The sequence below is a fragment of the Mesorhizobium escarrei genome (assembly GCF_935825525.1).
GTDB classification, from domain to species: domain Bacteria; phylum Pseudomonadota; class Alphaproteobacteria; order Rhizobiales; family Rhizobiaceae; genus Mesorhizobium; species Mesorhizobium escarrei.
On the sequence record NZ_CAKXZT010000126.1, the window covers coordinates 1 to 26,994 of the forward strand.

Annotated in this window: 19 protein-coding genes and 9 pseudogenes; 13 read left to right on the forward strand and 15 right to left on the reverse strand. The window is 59.2% G+C overall.

All coding sequences use genetic code 11. The features are described from left to right. Positions 1–89 precede the first annotated feature (89 nt). Both NMG80_RS37850 and NMG80_RS37855 read left to right on the forward strand, forming a co-directional pair. Positions 90–332 (forward strand): annotated as a pseudogene (locus NMG80_RS37850) (nucleotidyl transferase AbiEii/AbiGii toxin family protein); the annotation flags it as partial. Positions 333–454: 122 nt separating this feature from the next. Next, positions 455–760 carry a nucleotidyl transferase AbiEii/AbiGii toxin family protein gene (locus NMG80_RS37855; RefSeq protein WP_436798624.1) on the forward strand — a complete coding sequence of 102 codons (306 nt, stop codon included), beginning with the start codon at positions 455–457 and terminating at the stop codon, positions 758–760. Between the two features lie 341 nt (positions 761–1,101). Here NMG80_RS37855 and NMG80_RS15875 read toward each other — a convergent pair. The 3 genes and pseudogenes from NMG80_RS15875 to NMG80_RS15885 form a co-directional block, all read right to left on the reverse strand. Continuing rightward, positions 1,102–1,506, reverse strand: a pseudogene (locus NMG80_RS15875) (IS6 family transposase); the annotation flags it as partial. Positions 1,507–1,918: 412 nt separating this feature from the next. Then, positions 1,919–2,512: a phospholipid N-methyltransferase PmtA gene (gene pmtA, locus NMG80_RS15880; protein ID WP_008872025.1), complete on the reverse strand. Its 594-nt coding sequence runs from the start codon at positions 2,510–2,512 to the stop codon at positions 1,919–1,921. 151 nt (positions 2,513–2,663) lie between these two features. Next, a pseudogene (locus NMG80_RS15885) lies at positions 2,664–2,771 on the reverse strand (ABC transporter ATP-binding protein); the annotation flags it as partial. An 831-nt stretch (positions 2,772–3,602) separates the two neighbouring features. On the opposite strand from NMG80_RS15885, the gene NMG80_RS15890 reads away from it, so the two are divergent. The 9 genes and pseudogenes from NMG80_RS15890 to NMG80_RS15930 form a co-directional block, all read left to right on the forward strand. Beyond that, complete coding sequence (locus NMG80_RS15890; protein WP_254019204.1) at positions 3,603–4,655, forward strand: ABC transporter substrate-binding protein; 1,053 nt, start codon at positions 3,603–3,605, stop codon at positions 4,653–4,655. Between the two features lie 31 nt (positions 4,656–4,686). Next, positions 4,687–5,565 carry an ABC transporter permease gene (locus NMG80_RS15895; protein WP_254018966.1) on the forward strand — a complete coding sequence of 293 codons (879 nt, stop codon included), beginning with the start codon at positions 4,687–4,689 and terminating at the stop codon, positions 5,563–5,565. Continuing rightward, positions 5,541–6,287 carry an ABC transporter ATP-binding protein gene (locus tag NMG80_RS15900; protein ID WP_123149422.1) on the forward strand — a complete coding sequence of 249 codons (747 nt, stop codon included), beginning with the start codon at positions 5,541–5,543 and terminating at the stop codon, positions 6,285–6,287. Before NMG80_RS15895 ends, NMG80_RS15900 begins: the two co-directional genes overlap by 25 nt. Before the next feature lie 51 nt (positions 6,288–6,338). Beyond that, the gene (locus tag NMG80_RS15905; RefSeq protein WP_123149423.1) at positions 6,339–7,685 is read left to right on the forward strand and encodes an LLM class flavin-dependent oxidoreductase; all 1,347 of its coding nucleotides are present in this window, start codon (positions 6,339–6,341) and stop codon (positions 7,683–7,685) included. A 657-nt stretch (positions 7,686–8,342) separates the two neighbouring features. Further along, on the forward strand, positions 8,343–8,519 hold the full coding sequence (locus NMG80_RS15910) for a hypothetical protein (protein ID WP_165848651.1): 177 nt from the start codon (positions 8,343–8,345) through the stop codon (positions 8,517–8,519). A gap of 55 nt (positions 8,520–8,574) precedes the next feature. Then, positions 8,575–8,673, forward strand: a pseudogene (locus NMG80_RS15915) (LysE family translocator); the annotation flags it as partial. 24 nt (positions 8,674–8,697) lie between these two features. Then, positions 8,698–8,841: pseudogene (locus tag NMG80_RS15920) on the forward strand (dihydrodipicolinate synthase family protein); the annotation flags it as partial. Between the two features lie 1,439 nt (positions 8,842–10,280). Then, positions 10,281–10,739 (forward strand): NUDIX hydrolase, encoded by a 459-nt coding sequence (locus NMG80_RS15925; protein WP_342188137.1) that lies wholly within the window; start codon positions 10,281–10,283, stop codon positions 10,737–10,739. 194 nt (positions 10,740–10,933) lie between these two features. Further along, positions 10,934–11,474: pseudogene (locus NMG80_RS15930) on the forward strand (IS6 family transposase); the annotation flags it as partial. Positions 11,475–11,478: 4 nt separating this feature from the next. Here the strand turns inward: NMG80_RS15930 and glmM are convergent. The 10 genes and pseudogenes from glmM to NMG80_RS15985 form a co-directional block, all read right to left on the reverse strand. After that, on the reverse strand, positions 11,479–12,831 hold the full coding sequence (gene glmM, locus NMG80_RS15935) for a phosphoglucosamine mutase (RefSeq protein ID WP_123149483.1): 1,353 nt from the start codon (positions 12,829–12,831) through the stop codon (positions 11,479–11,481). Positions 12,832–13,314: 483 nt separating this feature from the next. Further along, positions 13,315–13,431: pseudogene (locus NMG80_RS37860) on the reverse strand (dihydrodipicolinate synthase family protein); the annotation flags it as partial. A 15-nt stretch (positions 13,432–13,446) separates the two neighbouring features. Then, on the reverse strand, positions 13,447–14,247 hold the full coding sequence (locus NMG80_RS15950; protein ID WP_123149427.1) for a YggS family pyridoxal phosphate-dependent enzyme: 801 nt from the start codon (positions 14,245–14,247) through the stop codon (positions 13,447–13,449). A gap of 1,123 nt (positions 14,248–15,370) precedes the next feature. Then, positions 15,371–17,230 (reverse strand): ABC transporter ATP-binding protein, encoded by a 1,860-nt coding sequence (locus NMG80_RS15955; RefSeq protein WP_123149428.1) that lies wholly within the window; start codon positions 17,228–17,230, stop codon positions 15,371–15,373. A 904-nt stretch (positions 17,231–18,134) separates the two neighbouring features. Continuing rightward, positions 18,135–18,272 (reverse strand): annotated as a pseudogene (locus NMG80_RS37865) (phenazine biosynthesis protein PhzF); the annotation flags it as partial. Positions 18,273–18,423: 151 nt separating this feature from the next. Continuing rightward, positions 18,424–18,709 (reverse strand): annotated as a pseudogene (locus tag NMG80_RS15965) (Tn3 family transposase); the annotation flags it as partial. A 492-nt stretch (positions 18,710–19,201) separates the two neighbouring features. After that, positions 19,202–19,939, reverse strand: coding sequence for an ATP-binding protein (locus tag NMG80_RS15970; protein WP_254018967.1), 738 nt, complete (start codon positions 19,937–19,939; stop codon positions 19,202–19,204). A gap of 309 nt (positions 19,940–20,248) precedes the next feature. After that, on the reverse strand, positions 20,249–20,488 hold the full coding sequence (locus tag NMG80_RS15975; protein ID WP_254018968.1) for a hypothetical protein: 240 nt from the start codon (positions 20,486–20,488) through the stop codon (positions 20,249–20,251). Between the two features lie 618 nt (positions 20,489–21,106). Next, on the reverse strand, positions 21,107–23,488 hold the full coding sequence (locus NMG80_RS15980) for a putative bifunctional diguanylate cyclase/phosphodiesterase (protein WP_254018969.1): 2,382 nt from the start codon (positions 23,486–23,488) through the stop codon (positions 21,107–21,109). A 37-nt stretch (positions 23,489–23,525) separates the two neighbouring features. Then, positions 23,526–24,044 carry a putative pterin-binding protein gene (locus tag NMG80_RS15985; protein WP_254018970.1) on the reverse strand — a complete coding sequence of 173 codons (519 nt, stop codon included), beginning with the start codon at positions 24,042–24,044 and terminating at the stop codon, positions 23,526–23,528. A 190-nt stretch (positions 24,045–24,234) separates the two neighbouring features. Here NMG80_RS15985 and NMG80_RS15990 point away from each other — a divergent pair, with 190 nt between their 5' ends. Further along, positions 24,235–24,612 carry a 6-carboxytetrahydropterin synthase gene (locus NMG80_RS15990; RefSeq protein ID WP_254018971.1) on the forward strand — a complete coding sequence of 126 codons (378 nt, stop codon included), beginning with the start codon at positions 24,235–24,237 and terminating at the stop codon, positions 24,610–24,612. A gap of 331 nt (positions 24,613–24,943) precedes the next feature. Further along, positions 24,944–25,237 carry a hypothetical protein gene (locus tag NMG80_RS15995; RefSeq protein WP_436798625.1) on the forward strand — a complete coding sequence of 98 codons (294 nt, stop codon included), beginning with the start codon at positions 24,944–24,946 and terminating at the stop codon, positions 25,235–25,237. Here the strand turns inward: NMG80_RS15995 and NMG80_RS16000 are convergent. Together NMG80_RS16000 and NMG80_RS16005 are read right to left on the reverse strand one after the other, a co-directional pair. Further along, positions 25,215–26,183, reverse strand: coding sequence for a nucleotidyl transferase AbiEii/AbiGii toxin family protein (locus NMG80_RS16000; RefSeq protein ID WP_436798626.1), 969 nt, complete (start codon positions 26,181–26,183; stop codon positions 25,215–25,217). The genes NMG80_RS15995 and NMG80_RS16000 overlap by 23 nt on opposite strands. Then, positions 26,180–26,842, reverse strand: coding sequence for a DUF6088 family protein (locus tag NMG80_RS16005; RefSeq protein ID WP_254018973.1), 663 nt, complete (start codon positions 26,840–26,842; stop codon positions 26,180–26,182). Before NMG80_RS16005 ends, NMG80_RS16000 begins: the two co-directional genes overlap by 4 nt. Between the last annotated feature and the right edge of the window lie 152 nt (positions 26,843–26,994).

Genomic DNA, 26,994 nt, shown 5'->3' on the forward strand with positions numbered 1-26,994 from the left:
ACCACGCACCATGCCTGGCGCACAACAAGAAGCGCCGCGCCAAGCTCGACGCCATCCGAGACGCCTGCCGTGCGTATATCACAGGGCCGCTGAGAGACTTCCTCACCGCTCAACTAGCGGACGGTACCAACGGGGTCGGCCGCGTGGAAGTCGATGAAGCCGATCCTGATGGGCAGACGCTGCTGCTCTGGTACCCCGAGGTGGAGCCGCGTGACAGCGCCTATGTGCGACCGGCCATACGCCTCGAGTCCGGGGCGAAATCGGCGCTCGATCCCAATCGCCCCATCACGATCACGCCCTATGTCGCGGAGGAAGTGGCAGGCATTGATCTCACCGTCGCCAACGTGACCACGATCGAGGCGACCCGCACCTTTTGGGACAAGGTAGTGATCGCCCATGGATTGCGCGCCGCTGGCACGAGCGGCGCGGCGAACTGCGGCAGGAAGGCCAGCGGGTGTCTCGGCACTACTATGACTTGCACTGTCTTCTCGGATCCGAGACCGGAAAGGCCGCGCTCGGCGATCTCGATCTTGGTGCCGATTGTGTCCGGCACGCACGAATGTTTTTCGACCGTCCCGACTATGACCTCGCCTCAGCAGTCCCGGGCAGCTTCGCGATCGCGCCCGCTCCAAAGATGGTGGACGCGCTCACGCGCGACTATGCCAATACCGCGGCCATGATCTTCGGCACTCCGCCGAGTTTCGATGACATTCTGGAATCAGCACGGCAGATTGAGCAGGACATCAACACCCATTCCTAGTCGCCTGGCCACGTCGCCGGGGCATCATCAATCCGTTGTCGAGCAAATGGTCTGCTATTTCAAACCCGAGAACATCGAAAAACTTCACGCTGGCCGAGAAGCGACGATCGCGGCAGCGGCTGTTGGGTTTCGAGCCGCTGCTCGTCCGCCGATCGTTGAACCAGCTCGCGCCTGCCGTCCACCACGAAGACGCCGCAATCAACACCGTTGTCCTGCTGTGTCGGACTGTACTTAAACGTAAGAAGGCCGCCCTGGCCTCGTTGCCGCTATGCGCCGGCAAGGCCGCCAACGTCCATGCGCAACTGCGCGCCCCAGGCCGACGCCATCTTGCGCGGCGCGAACTGCTCGATCCGATTGTTGAGGTACTTGCTCTTGCGGATGCGGATCGGCTTCAGCGCTCGTCGCGATCGATTCCGCAGACGGTGTTCGGCGTCGCAGGAAATGATCGCCTCATGATTGGTCGGGCTGCCGTCGATGACGATGCGATCCGGTCTGCCGTGGCGCTCCAGGGCCTTCCGGAAGAAGCGCTTGGCTGCCGGCAGGTCGCGGTGTTCGCTGAAGAAGAACTCGGACCATGTCGCCGACGCCGTCGACGGCACGATAGATCCATTGACCGCGTATCTTGATGTATGTCTCGTCCATGTGCCACTTGCCGGTGAGGGCGCGCGCTTGCGCCCGTTGAAGCGCTCCCGAAGCTGGGGCGAGAAGTGAACGACCCAGCGGTGCACAGTCGGGTGCTGGCAGGAAGACCGATGCGCGGGCGTGGATGGATCAAGGCGTTGCGACACGACAGGCTCGGCAGGTGCGTGCGCGCATTGCGGAACTGGAGCGCGACCTCATAGCGCCCACACCTCAAGGACGCCATCGACGTTCCGAAGCCGGACATGAACTTCGCAATGCGAAGTTCCGCCTGGCGCGTCTCGAGGAATGCATCTCCGAAATACCGGAGAAACATAGGCGTTAGCGGGAAGCTTCGCCGCTCTCAATGCTTGTAGCCGAACATCATCTCTCTGCTGAGGTCAAATCGATCCTCAGAAAATGCGGAAGGGAAGGCGGTCCAGCCGGGCGCGATGGCTGGCCACAGCACCAAGTTCAGTCGGCTTTGCAGTCTTGTACAAGGATTCCGAAAGCCACCTGTCGCTCGCGTCTCCTGTGTTTTCACACTGCCCGTCGATAGGTCCAGAGTTGTGCGGGGGGAACATTGCGAACGACGAAATCATAGTGAGAAACGATGTACCGGTCGGGCATTTTGAGCACCGGTGACAGAAGACCGTAGGTGATTTGGATCACAGGTCGCCCGGCGGGGATTCGTGCAAGCAAATCCTCGAGTAGTGTGAGGCGCTGTTGCATCGGAAAGCTCAACATCGGCACTGCGCTTATGACACAATCGAACTTTTCCCGGCGCTCCCCCAGAATTTCTTCCAAGGCAAACGCATTGCCCAAGCGGAAATCCACTCCCGGAAAGCGTCGCACCAGGCCGTCATAGAAATCCTTGGAATATTCGACCGAAGTCAACCGATGCGGTTTGATGCCTCTTTCCAGGATGGCCCTGGTGATGACACCAGTCCCGGCACCAATCTCCAAAACCGGCAATCCAGAATGCGGGTTGACCACACTGGCCATGCGGCGCGCCGCATGGATCGACGTGGGCATGAGTGCGCCCACACCTTTCTTATCCTTCTGCCAACATTTGAAGAATTGCACTTCTTCCTCAAGTTTCTTGCCAAGTCGCTCTTTCAATCGAAAGACCATATCTGCTCCCTTCTCCCGATCCGAGTCGGAGCGACTTTTTGTCGAAGTTTCGCTATATAAACAAGCCTGACTCACAGGGATGAATGCCGCGCTGGAGGCGCGAAACGCCCGCGCCGGCTGACACGCCTTTCCATGATGACGTTTTCTCGCTCAGATGCGCCAGCTCTTCCTGTATGGAAATCATGGTCATGGCCTCGAGAGCCCCTCGCGGCTCGTCGAGCAGCCGTATCTCGGGCTGCACCATCAGCGCCCGCGGGACCCACGCAGGTTCTCATCTGCTGCGCGCTTCGCCAAGCGCACAGCAGACAGCGAGGCCGCTACGGCCGCGAAAAACCCGCGACGGCGGCTCGATTCCGGGACCGGTCCGCCATTTTTGGCAGGTGATCCGTGCAAGTGCGTGGCGTGGATCACCCCAGCTATCTCGTGGCCGTCCCATTGCCAACGTCCTCTTTTCAACCGGCCGAGCCTCCCAGTCGCCGGATCAATGATGACGATCCCCTCTGAATAGTTTTTTGAAGAGCCTGACGGTCTACGCCGTCTTACTGTGGTTCCGGCTTTGCCATAGCCTTCTCTGCCGCGCAGGCGGCAAAGTGCTATGACTCTACCGTGCATTGGCCTTAGAAAATACGACGGCTGGACCACAATAATGAGGTTTAGGCTGAAGACTTTTCAGAGAAACCCCCAAAAAGGAAACAGCAGCTCTTCCGGTCCTTACGAGCCCGGCCGTTCCTATCGGCCGGTAATCATCGCAGGCCATAGTGCCTGTCCTTCCACGACCGGAGCCGAAGCGATTTTTCTGCTAGCAGCTTCACGCTGGTCCTGTTCCAAGCCGAACTCGCTGGCAAGGCGCATAGGGCATCAGGAACCGCTTTTGGCGACGACGTGAGTTGGCGCCGGTCAGAACGCGACCTGCTCTGCAGCGCCCTAAGCCGCCTGTTGTTGGGCGGCGCGTGCTCCGAATGAGCATTCGAGGCGAACAGCGTTTCCTTTGGGTGGCAAAGAACAGCACCTCATACTTTATAGTCTACCAAATCGCTGGACATACTAGCAGCGAAATTCGGAGCCTTCCCAAAACTGGAGCAAGACGATGGTGTTAGCTGTGAAGAGATTTTCAAGAAGGAGGTTTGGTGGGTTCGTGACCGCGTTCGCGGTAGGCTTGGTCGCTTCTTTCTCCCCCCTCATTGCCCACGCGGGTAGCCCGGACGCTGGCAAACTGCCGACCAAAATCCCGGCGGGCATTGTGCTTCGTATCGGCGATCCCGAGACGCAAAGGGCCCTGGAATTATCGGGGCTGATCGATCAACTGCCGTTTGAGGTCGAATGGGCCAATATCAGCGGCGGTCCACAGACAATCGAAGCTTTTCGCGCCAACGCATTGGACGTCGGATCCGTTGCCGACATTCCACCCATCCACGCGACCTGGACGGGGCTCAAGGTCAAGATCATTGCCGCGAAGTTCCGCAAGGAACCGGTTGCGCACCCGATTTATCAACTCGGCATTGCACCGGGAGTCGAGGTCAAGACACTCGCGGATTTGCGCGGCAAACGGATTGCTTTCAGCCCCGGTCAGGCACAAGGCGCGCTGGTGTTGAGGATCCTGCAGGCCGCCAGCCTGGAAAAGGAGGATGTAGATCTCATCGAACTGCCCAGCAAAGGCGATGCCTATCCGGTGGCACTTGCCGGCAAGCAAGTCGACGTCGCGCCGATCTCGGGCGTCCTCATCAAGCGCTATCTCCGCCAGTATGGCGCCAACGGCGCTGCCACCATCCCGCACGGCTTGCGCGATGATCCAGCCCATCTCTATGCCCCACAAGCCGTGCTTGACGACCCGGCCAAAGCAGCCGCTCTCGGCGAATATGTGCGCTACTGGGCGCTAGCCGCCCGTTGGGTGGAAGAGCATCCCAAGGAGTGGATCGAGGGATACTACGTCGCCACCCAGGGCCTCAACACAGAAGATGGCCAGTATCTGGTCGACGCTGATGGTCGGTTCGACATCCCCTCCGACTGGAACGACGTGATCGTGCGCCAGCAGGCGACGATCGATCTCCTGGCCAAGGAGTTGAACAAGCCCGCGATCAAGGCCGAGGACCTGTTCGACAGGCGCTTCGAGGCGATCGCCACAAACGCGCTGAACGCTTCCTGACGCCTCCTTTCCGAGACCGGAGACGACACCGATGAACGCATTCTCCAACACCGCCGCAGTTGCCGCCGCCTTTCCTGCCGCATCGGATGAAAGGTTGTTGATCCCGCCAGCCGTGGAGCCCCGCAAGACCGGGACGAGGCGACTCGCGCTTGGGCGAACGATCCCGTTTGGCGCGCTGATTGGGCCTGTACTTCTTCTTGTGATCTGGTCCATCGGCAGTATCGCCGGCCTGATCGATCCAAGAACGCTGCCGGCGCCTTGGTCGGTTGTCGGCACCGCCATCGATCTCATCGCCGAAGGGAAGCTTCAGCATCATTTGATGACGTCTACCTGGCGGGCAGCACAGGGGCTGGTGTTCGGAATCCTGATCGGGACCATCCTTGCTCTCATTTCAGGTTTGTCGCGGCTTGGTGAGGCCATCATCGACGGCCCTGTTCAGATCAAGCGGGCGATACCGACGCTCGCTCTGATCCCGCTGCTGATGCTGTGGTTCGGCATCGGCGAGGGCATGAAAGTAACGACCATCGCGCTGGCTGTCCTGATCCCAATCTATATCCAGACCCACAGCAGCTTGCGCAGCATAGACAGCCGTTATGTCGAACTGGCCCAGACCTTGCGAATGGGCTACGGCGAATTCATCCGCCAGGTCATCCTGCCCGGCGCCCTTCCAGGGTTCTTCCTTGGCCTGCGTTTTGCGGTGACCTATGCCTGGCTGTCTCTGGTGGTGGTGGAACAGGTCAATGCCACCAGCGGCATCGGCTACATGATCGATCTCGCACGCAACTACGGCCAGACCGACATCATCATCGTCGGCCTCGTCGTCTACGCATCGCTCGGTCTAGCCTCCGACGGCATCGTCCGCTTCTTCCAGGAAAGGTCCCTGTCATGGCGTCGCACCTTGGCGGATTGAGCGGCGCGCCGGTGGTGCGGGTCGAGAGCCTTGTGAGAAGTTTCGGGCCGCGAACCATCCTCGACGGCCTCAGCCTCGACATCGAGAAGGGGGAGTTCGTCGCCCTTCTCGGCCGTAGCGGGTCGGGCAAGAGTACATTGTTGCGCGCGCTCGCCGATCTCGACGACAAAGTCTCCGGCTCCGGCCGACTCGAAACACCCGACAAGAAATCGGTGGTGTTCCAGGATGCCCGGCTGTTGCCATGGAAACGAGTGCTGGAGAATGTGGTTCTTGGCCTCGACCTGCCGGAAGCCGCCGAACGCGGACGGGTAGCTCTCGAAGAGGTTGGCCTGAGCGGCCGCGAGAACGCGTGGCCGGTCGAACTCTCTGGTGGCGAGCAGCAGCGGGTGGCATTGGCGCGCTCGCTGGTTCGTGATCCTGAGCTGCTGCTAGCGGACGAGCCGTTTGGCGCGCTCGACGCGCTGACCCGCCGCCGCATGCACGATCTGCTGCGCCAGCTCTGCGCCCGTCACCAGCCGGCCGTGCTGCTGGTTACCCATGATGTGGACGAAGCCGTAACGCTGGCGGACCGGGTTTTGGTGCTCGACAACGGCGCGATCGCCGCCGACATCGCGATCGATATCCCCACGCCACGCGATCACGGCGATCGCCGGTTCGGCGAGATCCGCTCCCAACTTCTGCGTCATCTCGGCGTCGAGACAAAGCCTGTGTTGCCCGTCTGAACGGCCCCCCAAGACCTGTCGCTCAGCATCACCAGCCCAGGAAGACGAACTATGCCCGCCGAAAAACGACAATTGAATCTCAACCTTTTCATCTATCCTGGCGGCCATCATGAAGCCGGCTGGCGCTACAAGGATTCCGCCCCTGAGAGAGTGCTCGATATCTCCTATTATCAGGAACTGGCGAAAAAGGCCGAGGCGAGCAAATTCGACGCGCTGTTCTTTGCCGATGGGCCCGCGCTTGCCGACAACATTCGCTACGCAAGCCGCTTCAGACTGGAGCCGCTGACATGGATTTCGGCTCTCGCTGCTGTGACGGAACGCATCGGCTTCATCGCCACGGCTTCGACCACCTACAACGAACCCTACAACCTGGCCCGGCTGTTTGCTTCTTTCGATCATTTGAGCGGCGGGCGCGCCGGCTGGAACATCGTCACGACGGGCGATGCGTCCGCAGCTTTGAATTTCGGCTTTGACCGACATCCAACCCACGCCGATCGTTACGAGCGCGCCGGCGAGTTCGTTGATGTGGTGACGAAGCTCTGGGACAGTTGGGAGGACGACGCGCTCGTCTCGGACAGGGAGTCCGGAATCTTTGCCGACACCGACAAGATCCACCCAATCAACCACATCGGCAAATACCATCGGGTGAAGGGACCGCTCACGCTTCCGCGCTCGCCGCAGGGGCGTCCGGTCTACGTCCAGGCAGGTTCGTCGCAAGACGGACGGTCATTCGCAAGCCGCTATGCCGAGGCGATATTCACAGCCCATCAGACACTCGGCAACGCGCAGGAATTTTACGCTGACATCAAAGCGCGCGTGAAGTCGGTTGGCCGCAACCCTGACCACGTCAAGGTCTTGCCCGGCATCAGCCCCTTCATCGGTTCCACCGAGGCGGAAGCCCGCGCGCTGCATGACGAGTTCAATGAGCTGACGCAGCCGGAATATTCTCTTCACCAGCTACGCCGCATCGTAGACGCCGACCTTTCCAGCTACGATCTGGACGGGCCATTTCCGCGTGAGCTTACCCACGTAGAGGGCGAGCGCGGTGCGAGCAGCCGCTTCCACGTCGTCCTCGACATCATCGAGCGCGAAAATCCAACTATCCGCCAGTTGCTCCACCGCCTCGCCGGGGCGCGCGGCCATTGGGTCCAGGCCGGGACGCCCGAACAGATTGCCGACAAGATCCAGGAATGGTTCGACAATGGTGCCGCGGACGGCTTCAATATCATGCCACCCTATCTGCAAGGCGGGTTCGCTATATTCGCCGAAGAGGTGGTACCGATCTTGCGCAAGCGCGGACTTTTCCGGCACGACTATGACGGGGCAACGCTGAGAGATCATTTCGGTTTGCCGCGCCCGGAAAATACGTTCAGCCGGCCGCAAAAGGCGACCGCCTGAGCTACCTTCGCATCGGGCATTCAACCTAAAAGCGTTACGCCAACACCATTATGGCTTGCTGCCGGGCCATCGTCCCAATCTGTCGCGATGCGTGAGTAAGGCGGTGTTCATCGCCTTTCGCCAGGGGGCCGTTGGAAGTCGCTGACGCGACATCCCCGTGGCAGAAATCGAACTTAAGCGGCGGCCTCCCGGCGGTGCTGTTCGACGGCAGAGCCATCGGACGAGCTGCATAGGCTGAGAGTTGGCGCGTGGCCATCGCCGAACCGTCGGCCGGGGTGACCTGGCTCGGCCGCCCTGCGGCCACAACCGACGCTTTCCGTCCCTGCTGCCCAGACATAGCCCTCCGAAATGAGTTGGTCGAATGCGGCGGTCACAGTCTCCTCGAAACACCCAGTTCTTCCGCAAGCGAGCGACTTGAAGGTAGAGCGTCACCGACACCGTCCTCACGCCTCGATCTGCTTGACCAAGGATTGATAAATTCGACGCGTCGCTCCCGTCCTGCGAGAACCCTCCTTATACTGGACCAATGAAAATCTCCAAAAGTGGCAGTTTAATTTGGGCCAGCCAACTGCAATGTTAGCTTGTAGTCAAGGAAGCGATCGTCACTGGTCGCGCGGCTCATGGATTGCTTGCGCTTGAATTGATGGAGTTGCCTGGATGTTTGAGGGTCCCATCATCGATGGTCGAATTCAGAATATTGCATCGGGATTTAGGGCGTTGGTAACCATGCCCGACGAAGCGCTGCCGGAGGCGACGGATGCCCTGGTCGAAGGGCTGAACGCGTTGATGCCGGGCTACAGGATCGTCAGCCAAGCTATCGCCATCACCAAATGACGTTTCCGGTCGGTCGCATTTATTGATTTGAATGAGAATTTCAAGGGCTCCGAGAATGAATGTCGATCTCCATCTGTTGCTCATTGTCTTTGCTGCATATGTCATTGCCGCGGGAAGCCCGGGCCCCAGCAACATGCGCATCATGGGCGTGGCGTATGTAGTTTCGAAAAGATAGATGATGACTTTGTTTCGTGGCCTGTCGGCGTTCCCCCTCACGCCAACCGATACGGAAGGGCATGTCGACACCGAGGCACTGGCTCGTTTTCTCGAGCGCATTCACCACGCGGGAGCAGACTCCATCGGGCTGCTCGGAAGCACGGGCAACGGTATTCCGATAACCTTGGTGGCGTTGTATCTGCGAAGTGGGCAGGTTCGGGTCTCGCTGCAGAAATGCTGGAAGGTCGGAGTGCTCGGGGGCATGATTTCTCTGTTGGCGTATAGAGGTGAGACCAGAAAGTGTAGCTTTCTGCGCTTTCGGCAAGACGGGCGCCTAAACCATCTACGACCGTATATCCGGCGATAAATACGCCCGTGCCCACCGTATACAGCATTGCTTTTGGTTCCCGGAAGCCTCCCGCGCCACGCGTCAGAGTTAGGCTCATGATACCCAGTGCGATAACAAGAACCGAAAAGCCAGCCTGCATGGTCAGTGTTTCACCCACGATCGCGACGGAGATGAACGCTACGACCAGCGGTGAGCAACCCCGAGAAATGGGGTAAACGTGGCTCAGACCTCCATAACGATATGCATTGATCAGAAATACGCAGTAGGCAGTATTAAGCACACATGAAGCCCAAATATATGGCCAGCTTTCTTGCGTCGGGAACGCCACAAATGGGACAACCACCATACCGACGGCAACCTGGCTCATCATCATGACTGCTATCATGACTAGCCTGTCGGCATTCACCTTGACCAAGACGTTCCATGCCGGATGCAAAACAGCCGCGCCAAACACCATCGCAAACACTCCCGTCGTCATATCAAACTCCGTGTTTGGTAGTGTCCCACCCTAGTGTCCATCTCAGCTCGTCTCGGTTTTAGCCACTAACTCCTGCAACGTAGCGGGTTGTAGGAGGTTTGCGACAAAGCCTTGTTCGACCTGGATTGCCGGCCATGACGACGCGGATCGCCACTACAACGTCGGCGCCAACTCGTCCGCTCGGCCGAGGCGCGCGGCGGCCACTGGCGCGACGTCGTCGATGAGTTGCGGCCACACAAACAATCGATCTGGCAGAGTTGGTCGATTGCCCAAAGGTTCTTCCGTCACCTGAAGGCCTGATGGGATATCCACGGGCATCGTATGGCGCCTCAGGTAAGCGAGCGCCTGTCGGAGGCAAACGCCAAGGGCCACGTCGGAAATGCTCGCTACGCCGGTCGACTGATGCCCAGTCGCCTCATTTCCCGATAGACAGTCGATCGGCCGAGACCCAATGCCTGCGCTATACAGGCGGCGTGGCCGTTGCACGGGCGAAACGGAAACGCTTTGCGAACTCTCGATCTGGGGAACTTCAAGGGCAAATCGTGACCCTGAGTTGCCCTTCATATTTCGCTGCCTTATAGCTGCCATTCACGGCAAGCAGTACGATTGACTCAAACGAAATTGACTGAACGAAGATCCTTCACGCCTTGATTGAAGATTGGCAGTTTTGCGTGCAAAGACGACGTCGGAGTCGTCCAAGAACCCAGCTGTGGCTATCGCCAAAATTTAGCCCGCTACCGACAAAACGGGCTAAGGTTTTAGCGAAATGGATGGCTGGTTGAAGAATAAGAAGCTGGAGAAGCGAGCGCGCCGTGGTACGCCCATCGCACAGGTTGCCGCATTGCCTTATCGCCGTACTGCAGACGGAGACGATGAAATCTTGCTGCTAACGTCTCGGCAAACAGGCCGCTTCATCTTGCCCAAGGGGTGGCCGATGAAGGGTCGACAAGACTGCGAGGCTGCAGCTCAAGAGGCGGGTGAGGAAGCCGGCGTAGTGGGTACTTTGCATGAGCAATCCGTTGGCAGCTTCCATTATTGGAAGCGATTGAAGGACACGTTTGTCCCGGTAAGTGTTGAAGTATACCCGCTTTATGTGCAGCAGGAGCTGGATGAATGGAAGGAGCAGAAGTATAGAAGACGGGCCTGGCTTAAGCCGGATCAAGCAGCACTCCTGGTCGATGAACCTGAGTTGGCTGCCCTATTGGAATCTATAGCGCCTGAACTGGCTCATTTCTGAACGCTAGGATAAAACATGCTCAATTACCTGGCTCACCCGCATCGCTCTCAACGAGGCGCTCCGGCGAGCGTGAAAGCGTTGGCCTTCCGCTGAACTGGCGGAACTGAATGACGGAGGCTCGGTGTTTCTGTCGCAAACGGAATGGCAGCCATATCTGGGACGAAGCCCTCTCTTTTTCGGGGAGCCCGCTTGTTATGTTCAAAGGGTGTCATTTCGACCGATCAGTGATCTTGCTGTGCGTGCGCTGGTATCTGGCCTACAATCTCGGCCTGCGCGTCCGGAGGAGATGATGGCCGAACGCGGCCTGAACGTCGACCATTCGACTGTGCACCGCTGGGTCGTCCACTTCTCGCCCCTGCTTCTGGAGCGCTTCAACGGGCGCAAGCGCGCCGTCACCGGCAAGTGGCACATGGACGAGACATACATCAAGGTACGCTGCCAATGGATCTATCGTGCCGTCGACGGCGTCGGCGACATGGTCCGAGTTTTTCTTCAGCGAACACCGCGACCTGCCGGCAGCCAAGCGCTTCTTCCGGAAGGCCCCTGGAGCGCCACGGCAGACCGGATCGCATCGTCATCGACGGCAGCCCGGCCAATCATGAGGCGATCATTTCCTGCGACGCCGAACACCGTCTGCGGAATCGATCGCGACGAGCGCTGAAGCCGATCCGCATCCGCAAGAGCAAGTACCTCAACAATCGGATCGAGCAGGACCATCGGCGCATCAAGCGCCGCACGTCTAGGCAGCGGTCTTGATCTCGGCCATGACGCCGACGATGTCGTTCACCACCGTCTCGACCAGCTTCTGGTCGTTGCCCTCGGCCATAACCCGAATCAGGGGCTCGGTGCCGGAAGGCCGGATCACTAGGCGGCCGGACTTGCCGAGCCGGTTGCGGGCATCCTCGATCGCGGCCTTGACGGGTGCTGTCTCCAGGGGCTCGCCGCCGGAAAAGCGCACATTCTTCATGAGCTGCGGCACCGGCTCGAACTTTTTGCAGATCTCGCTGACCGGCTTGTTCTGGCGCTTGACGCAGGCCAGCACCTGCAGCGCCGAGACCAGCCCGTCGCCGGTGGTGGAGAAATCAGACAGCACGATATGGCCGGACTGCTCGCCGCCGACATTCAGCCCATGCGCGCGCATGTGCTCGACCACGTAACGGTCGCCGACCTGGGTTCGGTGAAGTTGCAGGCCGGCTTCACCGAGGAAGCGTTCGAGGCCGAGATTGGACATGACGGTGGCGACGACGCCGCCGCCTGCCAGGCGGCCGCTCTGATGCCAGGATTCGGCGATCAGCGCCATGATCTGGTCGCCGTCGACGACAGCGCCGTTCTCGTCGACGATGACCATGCGGTCGGCGTCGCCATCGAGCGCTATGCCGATGTCGGCGCGCACTTCATGAACCTTCTTGGAAAGGCCCACCGGGTGCGTCGAACCGCATTCCTCGTTGATGTTGAAGCCGTTCGGCTCGTTGTTGATGGTGATGACCTCGGCGCCGAGTTCCCAAAGCGCTGCCGGCGCCACCTTGTAGGCGGCGCCGTTGGCGCAATCGACCACGATGCGCAGGCCCGCCAGCGACATGGACCGCGGCAGAGTGCGTTTGGCGAATTCGATATAGCGGTCGTGCACGCCGTCCACGCGCTTGGCGCGCCCGAGCCCATCCGCGTCGGCCAGCGAAATGTCGACATCCTGGTCGAGCTGCGCCTCGATGCGCATCTCGATCTCGTCCGACAGCTTGTAGCCGTCGGGGCCGAACAGCTTGATGCCGTTATCGTAATAGGGATTGTGCGAGGCCGAGATCATCACGCCGATATCGGCGCGCAGCGACCGCGCCAGCATGGCGACCGCCGGCGTCGGAATCGGCCCCAGCAGGAACACATCCATGCCGGCGGCACAGAAGCCCGCGACCAGCGCGTTCTCGATCATATAGCCCGACAGCCGCGTATCCTTGCCGAGCACGACGCGATGGCGATGGTGGCCGCGCTGGAACGACAGGCCGGCAGCCATGCCGACCTTCATCGCAACCTCGGCGGTCATCGGAAATTTGTTGGCCCCTCCCCGGATCCCGTCCGTTCCGAAATATCGTCTCGTCATCTTACTCGACGTGCCCATATATGATTCACCCAAGTGTCGCCTCGTGGACATTCCCACAGGCAGCCAGTGTCCGAGTGACTGGCCGCTTGCCACTCCGCATCTTCTTTGCAGGATACCATGATTGTCAGGACGAAAGGTGTCCTTAGCTCACAATCTGGGGTGAGGACAAGAGCTGTACAAAATCTTGCGCTAAGCCCGAACGGATCGTGAAACTCATGCGGCTCGCCGGGTTGGGGTCGGTAGCCTAAGGGTTCGAAAGCCTTCGGGCATCTGATGCTCGGTGTCCCAGATGTAGATGCCTGTCAGGTTGATATGTTCCCAACTCAGCGGCGAGATATGCTTCAACAGCGTATCTGGAATGTTTCGCCCTGGCCTGCCGGCCATCTCCCCCGCAAGGAGGGAGATTGGCAGCTTCGCCGCTGCGCCCATCTCTGCAACATTGATGATTGGCGAAAGCATTAGTGACATATAAATGCCGGTGCTGCCGAGCAGGCCGATGGAATCGACCTCAGCCGCGATCAGCCGGCTGACCAGTTTCCGTAGCGCGTCAACGTCGACCCGGCCGGAACGATCGGCGGGGGTGATCGGAAAAGCAGACAGGCCGTTCGCGAAAAATCATGGTTCAATTCCTCGATCGGTGGGGACGAAACCCGGCCAGTAGTGGCCGTCAGGCGTCGGCCGCTTGCCGAAGATGGCCTGACCGACGCGCACGACAGTGGCGCCTTCCTCGATGGCTTCCTCGAAGTCTCCGGTCATACCCATGGAGAGCCCGGTGAGCGCGGCGTTGTGCTTCACGGCTTTGTCCCGCAGCCGGCGCAGCAGAATGAAGCAAGGCCGCACCTTGGCCATGTCGGAGGAAAACAGCGCAAGTGTCATCAACCCGCATGGCCGGAGACGGGGAACCTGATCGAAGGTCTCCACGAAGGGCAGCAGTGCGTTCGGATGGAGGCCGAACTTGCTGTCCTCGCCAGACGTGTTGACCTGCACATAGACGTCGAGGAAGCGATCTTCGCGCTCCAGCCTCGTGTTCAGAAGGTCGGCGAGCCGCAGGCTGTCGAGCGCATGAAACTCACGCGCGAAGCGGGTCAGATATTTGGCCTTGTTGGTCTGCAGATGTCCGACGATGCTCCAGTCGATGGCGAGATCGTGAAGCGCCTCGCACTTTGTCATTGCCTCCTGGATCTTGTTCTCGCCGAAGGTGCTGATGCCGACGTCGAAGGCATATCGCAGGATATGGGCCGGCACCGTCTTGGTGATCGGCAGCAACCGCACGGAGGCACGGTCGCGCCCGGCCCTTGCGCAAGCAAGCGTGATGCGCTCTTCAACCGACGCCAGATTGGTGCGGAAGCTGGTAAGGGGATCAGGCCCGAAGCGTTCGACGTCCTCGGGCGAAAGCGGCGGATTGTTCGTGCCCATTGTGATCTGCCCCTGTCGTAGACAAGCTCGTCGGCCTTGAGCCACGTGTAGCCGACGCCACTAAGAAACACGAGGCTCTTGTCGGGCGCTGCATAGATGGTCCGATCCGCCGCCGTAGCCACGGCAGACAATGTGCAGACGGTGGCGAAAGCAAGAATTGCAACTGATGAGGTGCAGCGATTCATGGGGCGGCCTCCTTGGCCCCCCAGGGATCGGGATAGCCCGTTTGTGATTTTCCGTTAAACGTCGGCGGCTCTCAGCGCCTGTACGCGGGGAGTTGTTTGTCGCGTCGACCATTCCTGGGCATTGGTGCAAAGACGTTGAACTCCGATGCGATGTCGAGGACGGCTTTGGTCATTGCCCTTTGTCTGGTGCGCACCGCGCTCGTTGCCCGTTCTACATGGGTAGCGGTGGGCTGCCTTGAGCTGGATCAGTTTTAGGGCGAACGGCCTGGTTGAATTCCGGCTCGCGACCGCGTTGCGGGGCCAATTGCAGCGGCGTCGGCAAACGAGCCACCCCCCGGCCTTGCCGGTCATGCGTTCGCTGACCCCAATTCCCGAAGCTCGTCGAGCATGGCGACGTCGAGCCGGCTGGGGCAATCTGCCATGCGCCCCTGCTCCTCGGCGTGTTGCCCGCGCCGTTGCGGACCAGAGGCCGCGATAGCACCGGCGCAATTAACCAGCGGTGTTGCGCCACCCAACTCTTGTACCACGCCTTGTGACCCGGTCCGGATTGCACCAGACGGAGTTTCCAATGCGTTTTTCGACTCGGCTCACCCCTCGTATCGTAAGCTTCTGTGTCCTTGCACGTTCGGGCACCGCCTCAGCAACACGCTTTGTGTCCCGCGTCCAATCGTCGACGACAGTGTGGAACGGTCGGAGACGAAGTCGAGCGATCACTACTGCTTAAGACTCGGCAGTACCAGCATCGGCACGGCGGCGGGCGGTCAGCTTCTCGCGATAGAACCGAAGAGCTCTTGTGGCATCTCGTCGCCCATTCCCACACATTTGCGACGGAGGCGGCGAAAGCCGAGATTTGTCTAACGCGAACATGCCCGCTCTCTACGACAACAGCCAAGCATTGCGAGCAGCGCGGAGCCGTGACGAACGATCTTCCAGTCGGCTTATCTCTCCTCGGAACTGTCGGCAATGTGGCCGCCGGTCTGCCGCCGCCACAGGCGGGCATACAGGCCGTCGCGTTTGAGTAGCTCCGAGGGGGAGCCCTCCTCAACGATGCGCCCTTTGTCCAGCACGACGATCCTGTCCATGCTGGCAATCGTCGACAGGCGGTGGGCAATGGCGATCACCGTCTTGCCCTCCATTATAAGCTCGAGTTTTTCTTGGACCGCCGCCTCGGCTTCACTGTCCAGGGCAGAAGTCGCCTCGTCTAGAAGGAGGATTGGCGCGTCCTTAAGCAGCACCCGAGCGATGGCGACCCGCTGACGCTGGCCGCCAGAAAGCTTCACCCCGCGGTCACCGACGAAAGCATCGTAGCCGGTGCGGTTTTCGCTGTCCTTGAGATCGGCCACGAAACCGTCCGCATCGGCCAGCATTGCGGCGCGTTCGACCTCCTCCGGCGAGGCATCCGGCCGGCCGTAACGGATATTGTCCCCGACAGAGCGATGGAGCAACGAGACATCCTGGGTCACGACCCCGATATTCTGACGCAGGCTTGCCTGCGTCACCGAACGGATATCCTGGCCGTCGACGACGATTGCGCCATCGTTTACGTCGAAGAACCGCAGAAGCAGGCTGACAAGCGTTGACTTGCCGGACCCCGACATGCCGACGAGCCCGACCTTCTCGCCGGCGCGGACCCTGAGCGATAGATTCTCGATTACCCCTTTTCCTTGCCGGTATTCGAACCGGATATCCCTGAACTCGACCGTGCCGGCGACAACGGCCAGCGGCCTGGCTCCGGAGACATCGGTTACCGTTGAAGGCGTGGTGATGACCGGCATCGCGTCGCGTATCGTGCCCACAGCCTGGAATATCTGCTGTCCTAGCTGGAGAAAGGCCAGGGAGTTGGCGTTGAGCCGCTGAACGAGTGCGATTGAAGCAACAAATTGGCCGGTGGTGACAAAACCGGCCACGAGTCCCCAGAGCCCGACGGCGATGTTGGTCAGCGAAAGAAGGACGTTCAGCAGGACGACGCTGGTGTCGGTTGTTAAGTGGATGCGCCGTTCAAGCTGTTGCGTCTCGATGGCATCTCCCATGATGGTGCGCATTGCGTCCGCCTCGCTGTCTTCGGCCGCAAACAGCTTGACCACGTGGATGTTGCTGTAGAGGTCGGTCATGGCGCCGACGACGAGGCTGCGCGCGCGGGCAGAGTGGCGGGACCGCACGGCAAAATATGGCACTGCCACAACCGCGACTGCGACGTTCGCCATGATCCAAAAAAATACCGGAAGGGCCAGCGGCCAGGACAGCGTGGCAAGCAGCAAAAGCGAACCGAGAAACTGCACGAGAAAATACGGTATGCTGGAAGACGCTACGACGATCTGCTGCTGCACGGCGGCGGCGAGTTGCGAAATGCGCGACGCCACCTGGCCGGCGAAGAGATCGTGGAAGAATGCAAGGTCCTGACGTTCGACCGCCTTGTAGCCATGCCATTGCATAGCCGCGGGCATGCATACGGACACTGCCTGGGAACCCAATGTCTTGGCGATGAACATCAGCAGCGGTTGCACGGGGAACATCAGCAGGCCGAGGAACGTGAGCATAGGCCAAGCTTCCTCAAGGAAAACCGCCGCACCGTTCGTGCTCACCCCGTCCACAATGATATACATGCCCCAGATCACCGCGAGGTTGATTCCCTCGACCGCCATCATGAAGACGGCGATGGCCGCCAGCACGCCACGGAACATGCGTGCGAAATGCAGAAGCAGCGCAAACGGACCTGTTGCCGGCAAAGGCGCGTAGGGGATATCCAGCGGGCGGATAAGCGTCTCAAAGGGACGATAGATGAAATGCAAAGGCGACATGGCGGGTCAAACCGGCTGATCAGAAGAATGGGTGCGGCGCATCGGAGGAGTGCGAGAGCGCTCGCCCCCTGAACTGCCAAGCGCACGTTCCTCGTCCACACACAATGCGTTCCTGGCGCGCTTCGAGCGGACCACGCAAGGCTGAGGGGCGCACTTGAATGTACATGCGCGCTGTGGCCACGTTCGAGAGCTGCATAGGGTGGCCCTCGTAGTGCTGGTGGACGGCTTGGCTGAAGGAGGCGCGATCTACGAGGAGGCGCCGCGGCTGGCTATAGCGGTCCAGCTCCCCACGTGTGGCTGGGTTCATCGTCCTGTTCTGGCCGTCTCATTGCGGGCATCGAGCACGCTCCTGGTTGATTTCTCGGTCCTCCACGACGCCCTGCCGACGTCTCACTTACGAGATCAAAGCAATTTGCGTGCCGGATTTGCGCTCCGTTTCGTTCCACCGCTTGCTCGCCAGCCGGTGCCTGGCTGTAACGGCCAGCGGGTGGGGCTCCGACATTCTTGTTCAGTTTCGGACACAAAAAGGTCGCTATAGACACGCTCGGGAAGACCGAATGGAACCTCGAGCATGTAATCGTCGCACCCGAGCCGAATTTCATCCTCACTGGCTCCCGACCAGGGCGCTTGCTGAAAAGAGCGCTTGCTGCGCCAGCCATGGGTTCGCGGTAACCGCCGCAACCTTTTTACTTCTGATATCGACCTGCTGGTTCACGGAAGAAGCCGATCCCGCGCGTCGCGCGATCGAGCGACTGCCGATCATCTGCGGGGAAGGGACATTCCCTCACGACCTGATCTTTGCATCGGACATTTCGGTCGAACGAGTGCAGGAGCTACTCCATGACGGCGTTTAGGAGCCGGGGTCGCTAGGCTGTCGCTGAAGATCGACCACGTTGCGAAAGAGCGGCAGTTTCGCCAGATCGAACTCGTCGAAGGTCGGGCCGTCGTGCTTGCTCACCGCGCAACGCACCGGTCCGATATTCTCCTCCAGCACGAAGATGCCGGTCGCCTCGCCAGGGAGTTCAGCACCACTGCAAGCGGAATTCCGGTTTATAAAATTAAAAGGGTTCATGACCTTCACACTGATCCGATTGCAGTTAAAATGGAGAATCCGAGCTACGCCACTCTCGCAATCAACTGCCAAACCTGACCGAACGACTGCGTTCTCACTATTAACTGCCAAGCGACACTTCGTGGATTTCGCGCCGGAAGGCTTCCGAGCCGAGATAGCGGTGAGAAAAATGGTCTTGATTGCCTTGCCGAGTTGGGCCAGCGCCTTGTAGCTCGGGCGCTGCACGCTCGCCCGCGCAAAGCGGCGCAGGATCGATTCCGCATCGGCCGTGCGGTGCTGCAGGGCCGCCGCATATTTGATCAACTCGTCATACTGATGCTCGATAGGTTCCAGTCGATCGCCCGTGTCAGGATCGGCAGAAGGTTCGGGAGCTCGCGCGCCATTTCGGTGTCGGGCACCCCGCACTTCATCGGCAAGAGAACGGGCGACGGTTCCGGCGACGGTCGCCAACCATCTGGTGGCGCACCGCGACGGTCCGGCTCTTATGCTACGGCGAACTGGGGAGCACATGCGCCCCCTGCCATGACGCAAGCATCCAGAAGGAAGAAGTGAGAGGTTACGCGAACGGGTGTGATGGAGTGGGAGGCGCATCGCGTCCGACCATCCGTGGAATCGGCAGCCTTGATTAAGGTCTGCGACGTCTGACCAAGGCCATCCATGGCGGAGTGCTCTCGCTGAGGTTAAAGGCAGCCTCTTCGGCCTCGTACCGGGTCATCCCGGTGAGCGGCCGACCGTATCTCTCGGCGGGAAGCCCTGTCAGGCTATCGATCACAGACCACAGCCCTGATTCCGACGGCAGAATCTTGTAGCGCCTCATCGAGCCCTCGCTTGCTAGAAGCACAGAGAACTCCCGCCTTACCGCAAAGTTCCGCAGTGCAGCATCAAAATGTTGCGACGCACTACGAAGGATGCAGTACATATGACGGGCGGGGTCCTTTTGGCGCGCTGCCCGGCTGCCGGGTGCTGGTCGCCGGCCCGGCCGGCCTTGATAGGGACAGCCCTGGGATGGGACGCCTCACGCACCTCCAGCGTTCCGGCACGAGCGGCACGGCCAGCTCGTGTATGCGCGCATTGGGGCAAACCCGCCGGGCGATATCGCAAAGATGCTGGTGATGCGTCAGATAGATTACCTGCCCCACTTTCGCGATGTCGGCGAACAGCCGGAAGGCGTTCACGGCACGGAAGTCGTCGAACGTCTTCATGATGTCGTCGGCGATGAAGGGAACAGGAGTTCGAGATTGGGCGAACTCGTGGTAGCCGGCAACCCTGAGCGCGAGATACAGTTGGAAGCGCGTCCCCTTTGACATTTCCTGAGCCAGCTTGGAACTCCCATCAGCCCCGATGCCAATAAGGACTTCGGTGTCCATGTCGGGCTGGGTCGCCAGACCACGATAGGCGCCCCAGTTGATAACCTGAAAAGCCGCCGAGGCGCGAAGCATCATCGAACTGCGGTGCTTGCGATAGAGGTGCAAGGCCTGCTCGGCCGCGACGATGCCGGCCCTGAGGCGGAAGTAGCTGAACGCCTTATCCTCGATTTCCAGGAGAACGGTGCGCCTTTGCTCATCAAGAGCAGCTACGGCACTATCGCCGTCGACGGCTTCCACCTCGTCGGACGCTTTGCTGTATGCCGTAAACAACTCTCGTACGCGCCGATCCTGATCCTCGATCCGGGGCCCTGAGTTCTACCTGCTCGGCCTCCAGCTCCGGCCGATCCGCGGCGTCAAGCATCGCTTCGACATCGCCCATGTCCTGGATTGATAGCGCCTCTCGGATTTCATGTTCGATGGTATTGCAACGCCGTCGCAAGTCTCTCCTTTGCTCGATCATGCGCAGCTTTTTTCTACGTCCTGCAAGGAAGATACACCGAACAGCTGCGTCATTTCAGATTTGCGTCGCTCGCAAATCGCGATTTCCGCCTCCAGGTCCCGGATTTTGAGACTCTGATCCTAGAGAGAAAGCTGCTTGGATTCCCTTTCTGCCTTTTTCGTCCGGGCCTCTTCCACTCTGGCGTACATCAGTGCCCAAAGTCTCAGGGCACTGTCTGCTGGTCGCTCCAATCCGAGTTCTGCAGCCATGACGGCAAGCTCGCGCAAGAAGCGAGCCTGATCTTCTTCCATATTGGCGATGCGATCTGCCAGACCGGCTGGACGATGCGCAGCCGGACCGAGTTCGGCAAGTCTGTCCATGACCTCCTTGACGGTCGCGAGGCTGGGGATAGTCCCTCCAGCGCCGAGCCAGCAGCTCCTGCAAACCTCAGCCCATGACGCGTCCCATTGCGCCTCATACGGCGGTCCGCCTCTTTTGCCGCCAAGATTCCCGCGTATGCCAGGCTGCCGGTCGCCTTGTTGGGAAGGGACAACGACTAAAGACGGCGGCAGGATAACACCAGCCTGCGCCGGATGCGGCTGATCTCCGAGGAGAATGACGAGCGTGCAATCACGGAAACGGCTAGGCTGCGCAGGGCGAAGGTCGCGGCCATGTGGGCAGATAGGAGGGTCAACTTGTAAGGGAGCGCGGCGGTGTCTCAGGCTTGGCCATTAGGATCAACATCGAGATACCGTGCTAATCGAATTTTTTCAATTTTTCCGCCAACGCAGCCATCTGTTGCGGTTCCAGGCCCGATATAGATCGAGATTACCGCCAAACACCCGAGCGCCCCTCCTACTAACGCCAAAGGAGCGTATGGCCGATGCCGCCAAATGGCGGCGAGGGAGCTCCCACGGGCCAAAGCCAGGTGCATAGAGCGAACGGGCTTCCGGGCTCCAGTCGGAGGCGAGAACCTCACGGCACGGCGCTGACAGAAGCTACGCAACAGCCGCTTTACTCCTACGATTGCCGAGGGAGTCGGTTATTTCAGCTAGCGATTTTGGTGGGCTGAATAGATATCCCTGAACCTCGTCGCAACCTGTAGCGCGAACAATTTCTAGCTGGTCCTCAGTTTCTATTCCTTCAGCCGTGGTCTTCATGCCCAAAGCATGGGCCAAACTGACAATCGCGTGCACGATCGCCATGTGATCCTGATTTGTGGAGATTTGCTCCACGAAGGAACGGTCTATTTTGATCTTGTCCACGGTATATTTTCTGAGATAGCCGAGCGAGGAATAACCGGTGCCAAAATCGTCGAGTGATATGCGGACACCCAGCGCACGCAAGTCCCGCAGCGCACAGCACGACCGTTGGCTGTCCTCAAGCAACAACGTTTCTGTCACTTCCAGTTCAAGGCGATTAGCAGGAAATCCCGTAGCGGCGAGTACTCTGGAGACCATCTCGACGACATCGCCTCGCATGAACTGCGTTGGTGATAGATTAACGGCGAAATTGAGCTCGCCCGGCAATTTTACAGCTGCTCGACAGGCTTTTTCCAACACCCACTCGCCCAGGTTGACGATCAAGCCCGTGTCTTCGGCGATGGCGATGATTTCCTCCGTTTCGACCGGTCCGTGTCTGCAGCCCGGCCACCGCAACAGTGCTTCAAGTGTGGTGACTTGCAGCGTGTGAATGTTCACTATCGGCTGGAATACTACATCGAACTCCTGGTCAAAATCGGCGGCACGCAAATCGAGTTCAATCGTCCGACGGCGCTGAAGACGCGCATCCATCTCGGGCTCGAAAAAGCGATATGTGCCACGCCCGTGTTCTTTGGCCCGGTAGAGCGCCAAGTCGGCATTTTTCAGAAGCGTGTCAGGGTCGTCGACAATCCCTGACGTCACGGCTACGCCGACGCTCACCCCGATAAGGACCTGATGCCCATCGAGCTGGTATGGTTCGCTAAGAACCTCGAGTATACGTTGGGCAAGTTGGTCAACATCCGCTGGCTGTGTGACATCCACCTGCAGGATCACGAATTCATCGCCTCCCAGCCTAGCCACAGTGTCCTCTCGGCGAACGAGGGTTGAGATGCGGGCAGCAACCTGGCGGAGTAGCCGATCGCCTATGGAATGTCCGAGCGTGTCATTGACGTTCTTAAAATGATCGAGATCCAAGCAGAAAACCGCGGCAGAGCGCTGATGCCTTTGGCACCGAGCCAGCTCACTCACCATCCGCTCACGAAGCAGAATTCGATTAGGTAAGTCAGTGAGAGCGTCATGGCGCGCCATGTGCACCATTTGGGCCTCAGCGTGATGGCGTTCGGTAATATCGTCGTAAGTAGCCAGCCAGCCTTCATTGTTCATCGGTTGATGCAAGATTGAAATCACGCGACCATCGCTCAGCTCCTGCAGTAACGTACCCCGCTTCTTTCGAGCAATCAGGCTAAGTTGTTCCGAATGGATATTCTCGGCGTTGTCCCGGGAGCAGATACCCGTCTGGACCGTGAGCCGTATGATATCCTCAAGGGTACTCCCCGGCCGCAGCGATTCCGGAGACAGACCATACATGGCGGCCAACCTGCGATTGCTAACGATAAGCCGGCGGTCTTCGCCGAACATGCAAAGCCCCTGCGACATGTTGTGTAGTGCAGTATCGAATAGACGGTTTTGCGTAATCAACTCATCATTTGCAGCGAGCGCTGCAGAATTGGCCTTCTCGAGGTCCTCGCTCGTTTGCACCAATGTCGCATTGAGCGCGTGGAGTTTTTGCTGAGCCTGGATAAGAAGTCGGTGCCGTCTTTCCAAAAGTACAATAAGCACAAACGTGCAGAGCACGAGGCCCCAAGCCAGGGCAGAGAACGTCCAATGCAGTTGCAGAAGTTCTTGTTGGTCGCGCGCGACCTGTTGACCGCCGTAATTATTGGCCTCCGCGGCGAGACCGATGAGGTCTCCTTCCAGAGGGACCATTTCTGATAGGATGGCTCTCGCAGTTGCGGGAATCTCAACCTGCTCGATCAGCATCTCGGCGCGATGGAGGAAGTTGGATAGTGATTCAACCGTCCTTTGCCGGTCGTCCGCTTCCAGCACAAACGGCTGAAACTCGCCGCTGCGAAACAGCTCAAGCCGATTCTTGACAATTTCAAACCGAAGCTGCGCCTCTTGCTTCGAGCCTTCACCGGCCGCCAATTCGCTGACGCGCTGACGCAGCCGCAAAAACTCGTTCACGCCCTGACCTGCGCTCCAGGCCACATTGTAGCGCGAGACCTTGGCGAGCATCTCCTGACGCTCGAAAATGAGCGTCGAAAGATAAACTGCGCCAACGCTGAGAACAATGATCGCGGTGCTGAGACCTATCTTTAAGGGGTGAAAAGCGCCCACTGGAGGACCCCGCAACAACGCATAAATTATCTCTTGTTCATCGCACAATCAGGCGTGAAAGTTGCCAAATCGAACGTGCATAGTATTTTTGGGCATGCAATTCTGGAGCGCTGTCGTAAGGATACACTACGAAGAGGGGCCCCTTATCGCTAACCGGCATGTATTGCTTATCGCGCTTCAGCGCCAATAACACATCGAAGTCGTCAAAATCCTTAAGAGGAATTGTCGTACGGTAGTCGTTCAGAGCTATGCCGACTACTTCCGTGCCGTGCGCTCCGACAAGCGCCATAATCCGTTTGAGTGAGACGCCCTCAAACTCGACCGGTCCGGAAAACCAAGGGGTGGTGGTGGTCAACGTGGTCATACCGAGCTTCTCGAGCATCCCACGATCGAACTGCGCCATACCATCGGCGTTAGTCACTCGGATCTTGCCCTCGATCGACAGGATTGGCGTCTCCTTTGGCGGCAACAGCTGTTGATCCTGAACGTGCCCCGGAGATATGGTCAGCAGCATAAGCGCAACAGCTAAGGCAAGTGCGCCGCGAATCCTTGACATCATTTTATCCTTTGCCTCACTGCACTACCCGCTTTCAATGCGTCGCGATCCTTGAACGCCGCGTTAACTGCGCGCGTAAAAATCACGGGCTAATGCCTCTTTCCATTGAGCCAGGGGCCGGCTCAGCCCGTTTGACACTGATCAATCACAATGTCAGAAGCTTTGCCCTCGGCATTTTAAGGAGTGAATTTTGGAACGTTCTGCCAGCGTCGCCATGGTCGAGACATACAAAGAGTTCACATTCGAGGCCGCCCACCAGCTACAACCATTTTCCGGGTTACACGGCCACACCTTCAGGGTTCGAGTCCACTTTAAGGGCTCACCTGATGCAGTGTTCGGCTGGCCGGCCAATCTTTACGAGGTAGAACCGAGAATTAGTTCGGTGCAAAAAATCCTGGACCATACATACCTGAACGACATTGACGGTTTGGCGGTGCCATCCTTGGAAAACATCGCCAAATGGATCTGGGAGAAGCTGGCGCCTCATTCCCCGCGAATTGATCGCATCACCGTCTCGCGCGGCCCGGATGGGCAGGCCGAAGGCTGCATATATTCGAAGAGCCCGTGATTGCCGGGTGTCTATCGGCCGTTTAATTGCGGGTGATGGTCAAGCCATTTCTCCGTTCTTTCATGGACGAGATCTGTGGCGGAGGTGTTTGGCGGTGTTCCGTTTGAGTGCCTCAGCTATGCAACGAGGCCCCGGACAAGCCAACCTCAGCCGAATTCGACGAGGTCATCGCAGCAGGCCGGGCAGAAGCATTGTGTCAGCCTTCAGTCCGGTTTGTCGTCGCCGGGGTCACCCGAACCGCGGCAACAGGCGCTGAGCGCCGCGCGGACACAATCTGATGGCGCGACCATCTCACCAAGCCGATCCCGCCCACCGTCGACAGGTTGAAGCGTTGGCCGGCTATGGCGTTCCCGAACTCGGCTTCGCCAGGTTGATCGGCGTCGACCCGAAGACGCTGCGCAAGCACTACCGCTCCGAGCTGGATCTCGGTCACCTCAAGGCAAACTCGGCGGTGGCGTTCCACACTGCCAATTATGCGACTTTTCGAGCACAAATGGCGAACATACAGCAGGCTGAACGTCAACCTTTTGGCGCGTTCAATAGCGTTTCCAACTGTCCGACGCTTTCGAGCACCAAGTTGAAATTCGGCACAGGCCCAAAGATCATCGCGGCCATGGCAACATAATCTCGCCGCAGGGCGTCACCATTTCGTCATGTGGCAGCAAGGCGAAGGTCGGCGGTTCGGCCGATGCAAGGTCGTAGTCCTTGCGGTTGAAAAACATGCGAGCATGAGCGACGCAGTCGGTGCCAAGATCCCTATTCGCGATTGCCCGGCGGCCGGTTTCGGACTCCATGAGCCGATGAATGTCATAGTAGTGGCGCGAGATCCGTTGGCCGTCACCACGCAGTTCGCCCCGACGCTCAAACCAGCGACGCAGACCATGAAGGATCACGACCTTATCCCAAAAGGTCCGCTCTGGATCGACCGTAGTGACGTTGGGCACGCTCAGATCGAGACCTGGCGCATCTTCATCGACATAAGGTCGAATGGTCTGCGGCGTGTTTGGGTCGAGTGCCGACTTCGCGCCTGACTCAATCTTCACTGCCGGACGGACATACGTCTCAACAGGCGTTGCGGTCGGATACCAAAGCAGGAGAGTCTGCTTGTCATCGTCGTCAGCTCGTACCTGAAAGTCTTCGAGCGACAGTCCCGTGCGCTCTGCGGCGGCAGCTACCAATTCAGTCAAGGCCGCCGCTATCGGTCCTTGGATATAGACCGTACAGGCGTCCTTGATGGCATCGAGTTTCGCCTCCCGCTTGGTGCGACTGAGATTCTGAAGTTCGGCGACCGATGCCCTTTCCCCTAAATCACCGCGAAACACAGTAACGTCGATGTCCTCGGAAAACCGGCTGATAAGGCCGAACCCCTTGGAAAGGGAAGTGCCGCCCTTGAAGAGTAGCCTTGGACTGTCGGTAGGCAGGCCATTGAACAGGGCGTCCAAGGTCCAGCAGACCCAGAAGTCCTTTTCGATATTCTGCGGCGTGGAGTTAAGACGCTGAGCTGTTGTTGTAAACAAGCCCATTCTTGTCTCGGTGTCGGCGCTCAGGACCCGGTCGTAAGCAGAATTCATTGGCTCGGCATTCTCGGAGGCGTAATCCCGCTCGGTTGGAGCCGGCCTTGGGATACCTCAGCGGCTTCCTGCAGTAGGGGCTTCAACAGAACTTGCATCCAGGCGGGAAGGGTTGGCAGGCCGTCGGCCAAGTCGGCACGGAGGCGGTCACCTTGGTCGGGATCGTTCAGCAGTCGGCGCAGGCGCCGTAACAGTTTCTGGTTCCCTTCATCTTGGCCTAGCATATCGCGCATCCAATGCAGCGCCTGGACGACGCGCATTGCCGGACGCCCAGCCCAGTAGAGTTTGCTGGCCGACGTGGGCCGGAAGGTGATGTCGAGGTTGCCAAGGCGAATCGGCCGCAACCGTGCGTCGGCGTGTACGACAATGCGGGCTGGCACTGCGTCAGTCAGGCCGAGGTCATTTGCCGCGGTCATGCCGTCAACGAGAACCCGGATCTGATCGCGCCGCGCCACGGCGTCGATGACGCCACGTGGGTCTGGTGGGCTTTTCTGCTGGGTCAAGGTGTTGAATGTCGGTCGATCGTAGAGCCCGCGATCAATCCGCCGCAGTTCAGCCGCCTTGACCATCCGCTGCAGCACCTTATCCACCGCATCGCGATTGCCGAGGTCAAGAAAATCCGCAGGCGTCCAGACCGTGCGGGGTGAACTTACCGCCATGCGATCTTGGATTAGAGCCTTCAGGTCTGATCGAGTCTCACCCATGTCCGAAATATGTATACGTATTTCGGACAAATGTCAACCTTCGAGTGTCCGAAAACTGTCCACATATTTCGGACCAGCATGGCTCTGGCTAACTTGCTACTAACAAT

Excerpts from the sequence above, each read along its gene's own strand:
- pmtA (WP_008872025.1), bottom strand. The coding sequence starts at position 2,512 with ATGGTCTTTCGATTGAAAGAGCGACTTGGCAAGAAACTTGAGGAAGAA.
- NMG80_RS15895 (WP_254018966.1), top strand. The coding sequence starts at position 4,687 with ATGAACGCATTCTCCAACACCGCCGCAGTTGCCGCCGCCTTTCCTGCC.
- NMG80_RS15900 (WP_123149422.1), top strand. The coding sequence starts at position 5,541 with ATGGCGTCGCACCTTGGCGGATTGAGCGGCGCGCCGGTGGTGCGGGTC.
- NMG80_RS15905 (WP_123149423.1), top strand. The coding sequence starts at position 6,339 with ATGCCCGCCGAAAAACGACAATTGAATCTCAACCTTTTCATCTATCCT.
- NMG80_RS15910 (WP_165848651.1), top strand. The coding sequence starts at position 8,343 with ATGTTTGAGGGTCCCATCATCGATGGTCGAATTCAGAATATTGCATCG.
- glmM (WP_123149483.1), bottom strand. The coding sequence starts at position 12,831 with ATGACGAGACGATATTTCGGAACGGACGGGATCCGGGGAGGGGCCAAC.
- NMG80_RS15950 (WP_123149427.1), bottom strand. The coding sequence starts at position 14,247 with ATGGGCACGAACAATCCGCCGCTTTCGCCCGAGGACGTCGAACGCTTC.
- NMG80_RS15955 (WP_123149428.1), bottom strand. The coding sequence starts at position 17,230 with ATGTCGCCTTTGCATTTCATCTATCGTCCCTTTGAGACGCTTATCCGC.
- NMG80_RS15975 (WP_254018968.1), bottom strand. The coding sequence starts at position 20,488 with ATGGACAGACTTGCCGAACTCGGTCCGGCTGCGCATCGTCCAGCCGGT.
- NMG80_RS15985 (WP_254018970.1), bottom strand. The coding sequence starts at position 24,044 with ATGTCAAGGATTCGCGGCGCACTTGCCTTAGCTGTTGCGCTTATGCTG.
- NMG80_RS16000 (WP_436798626.1), bottom strand. The coding sequence starts at position 26,183 with ATGAATTCTGCTTACGACCGGGTCCTGAGCGCCGACACCGAGACAAGA.
- NMG80_RS16005 (WP_254018973.1), bottom strand. The coding sequence starts at position 26,842 with ATGGCGGTAAGTTCACCCCGCACGGTCTGGACGCCTGCGGATTTTCTT.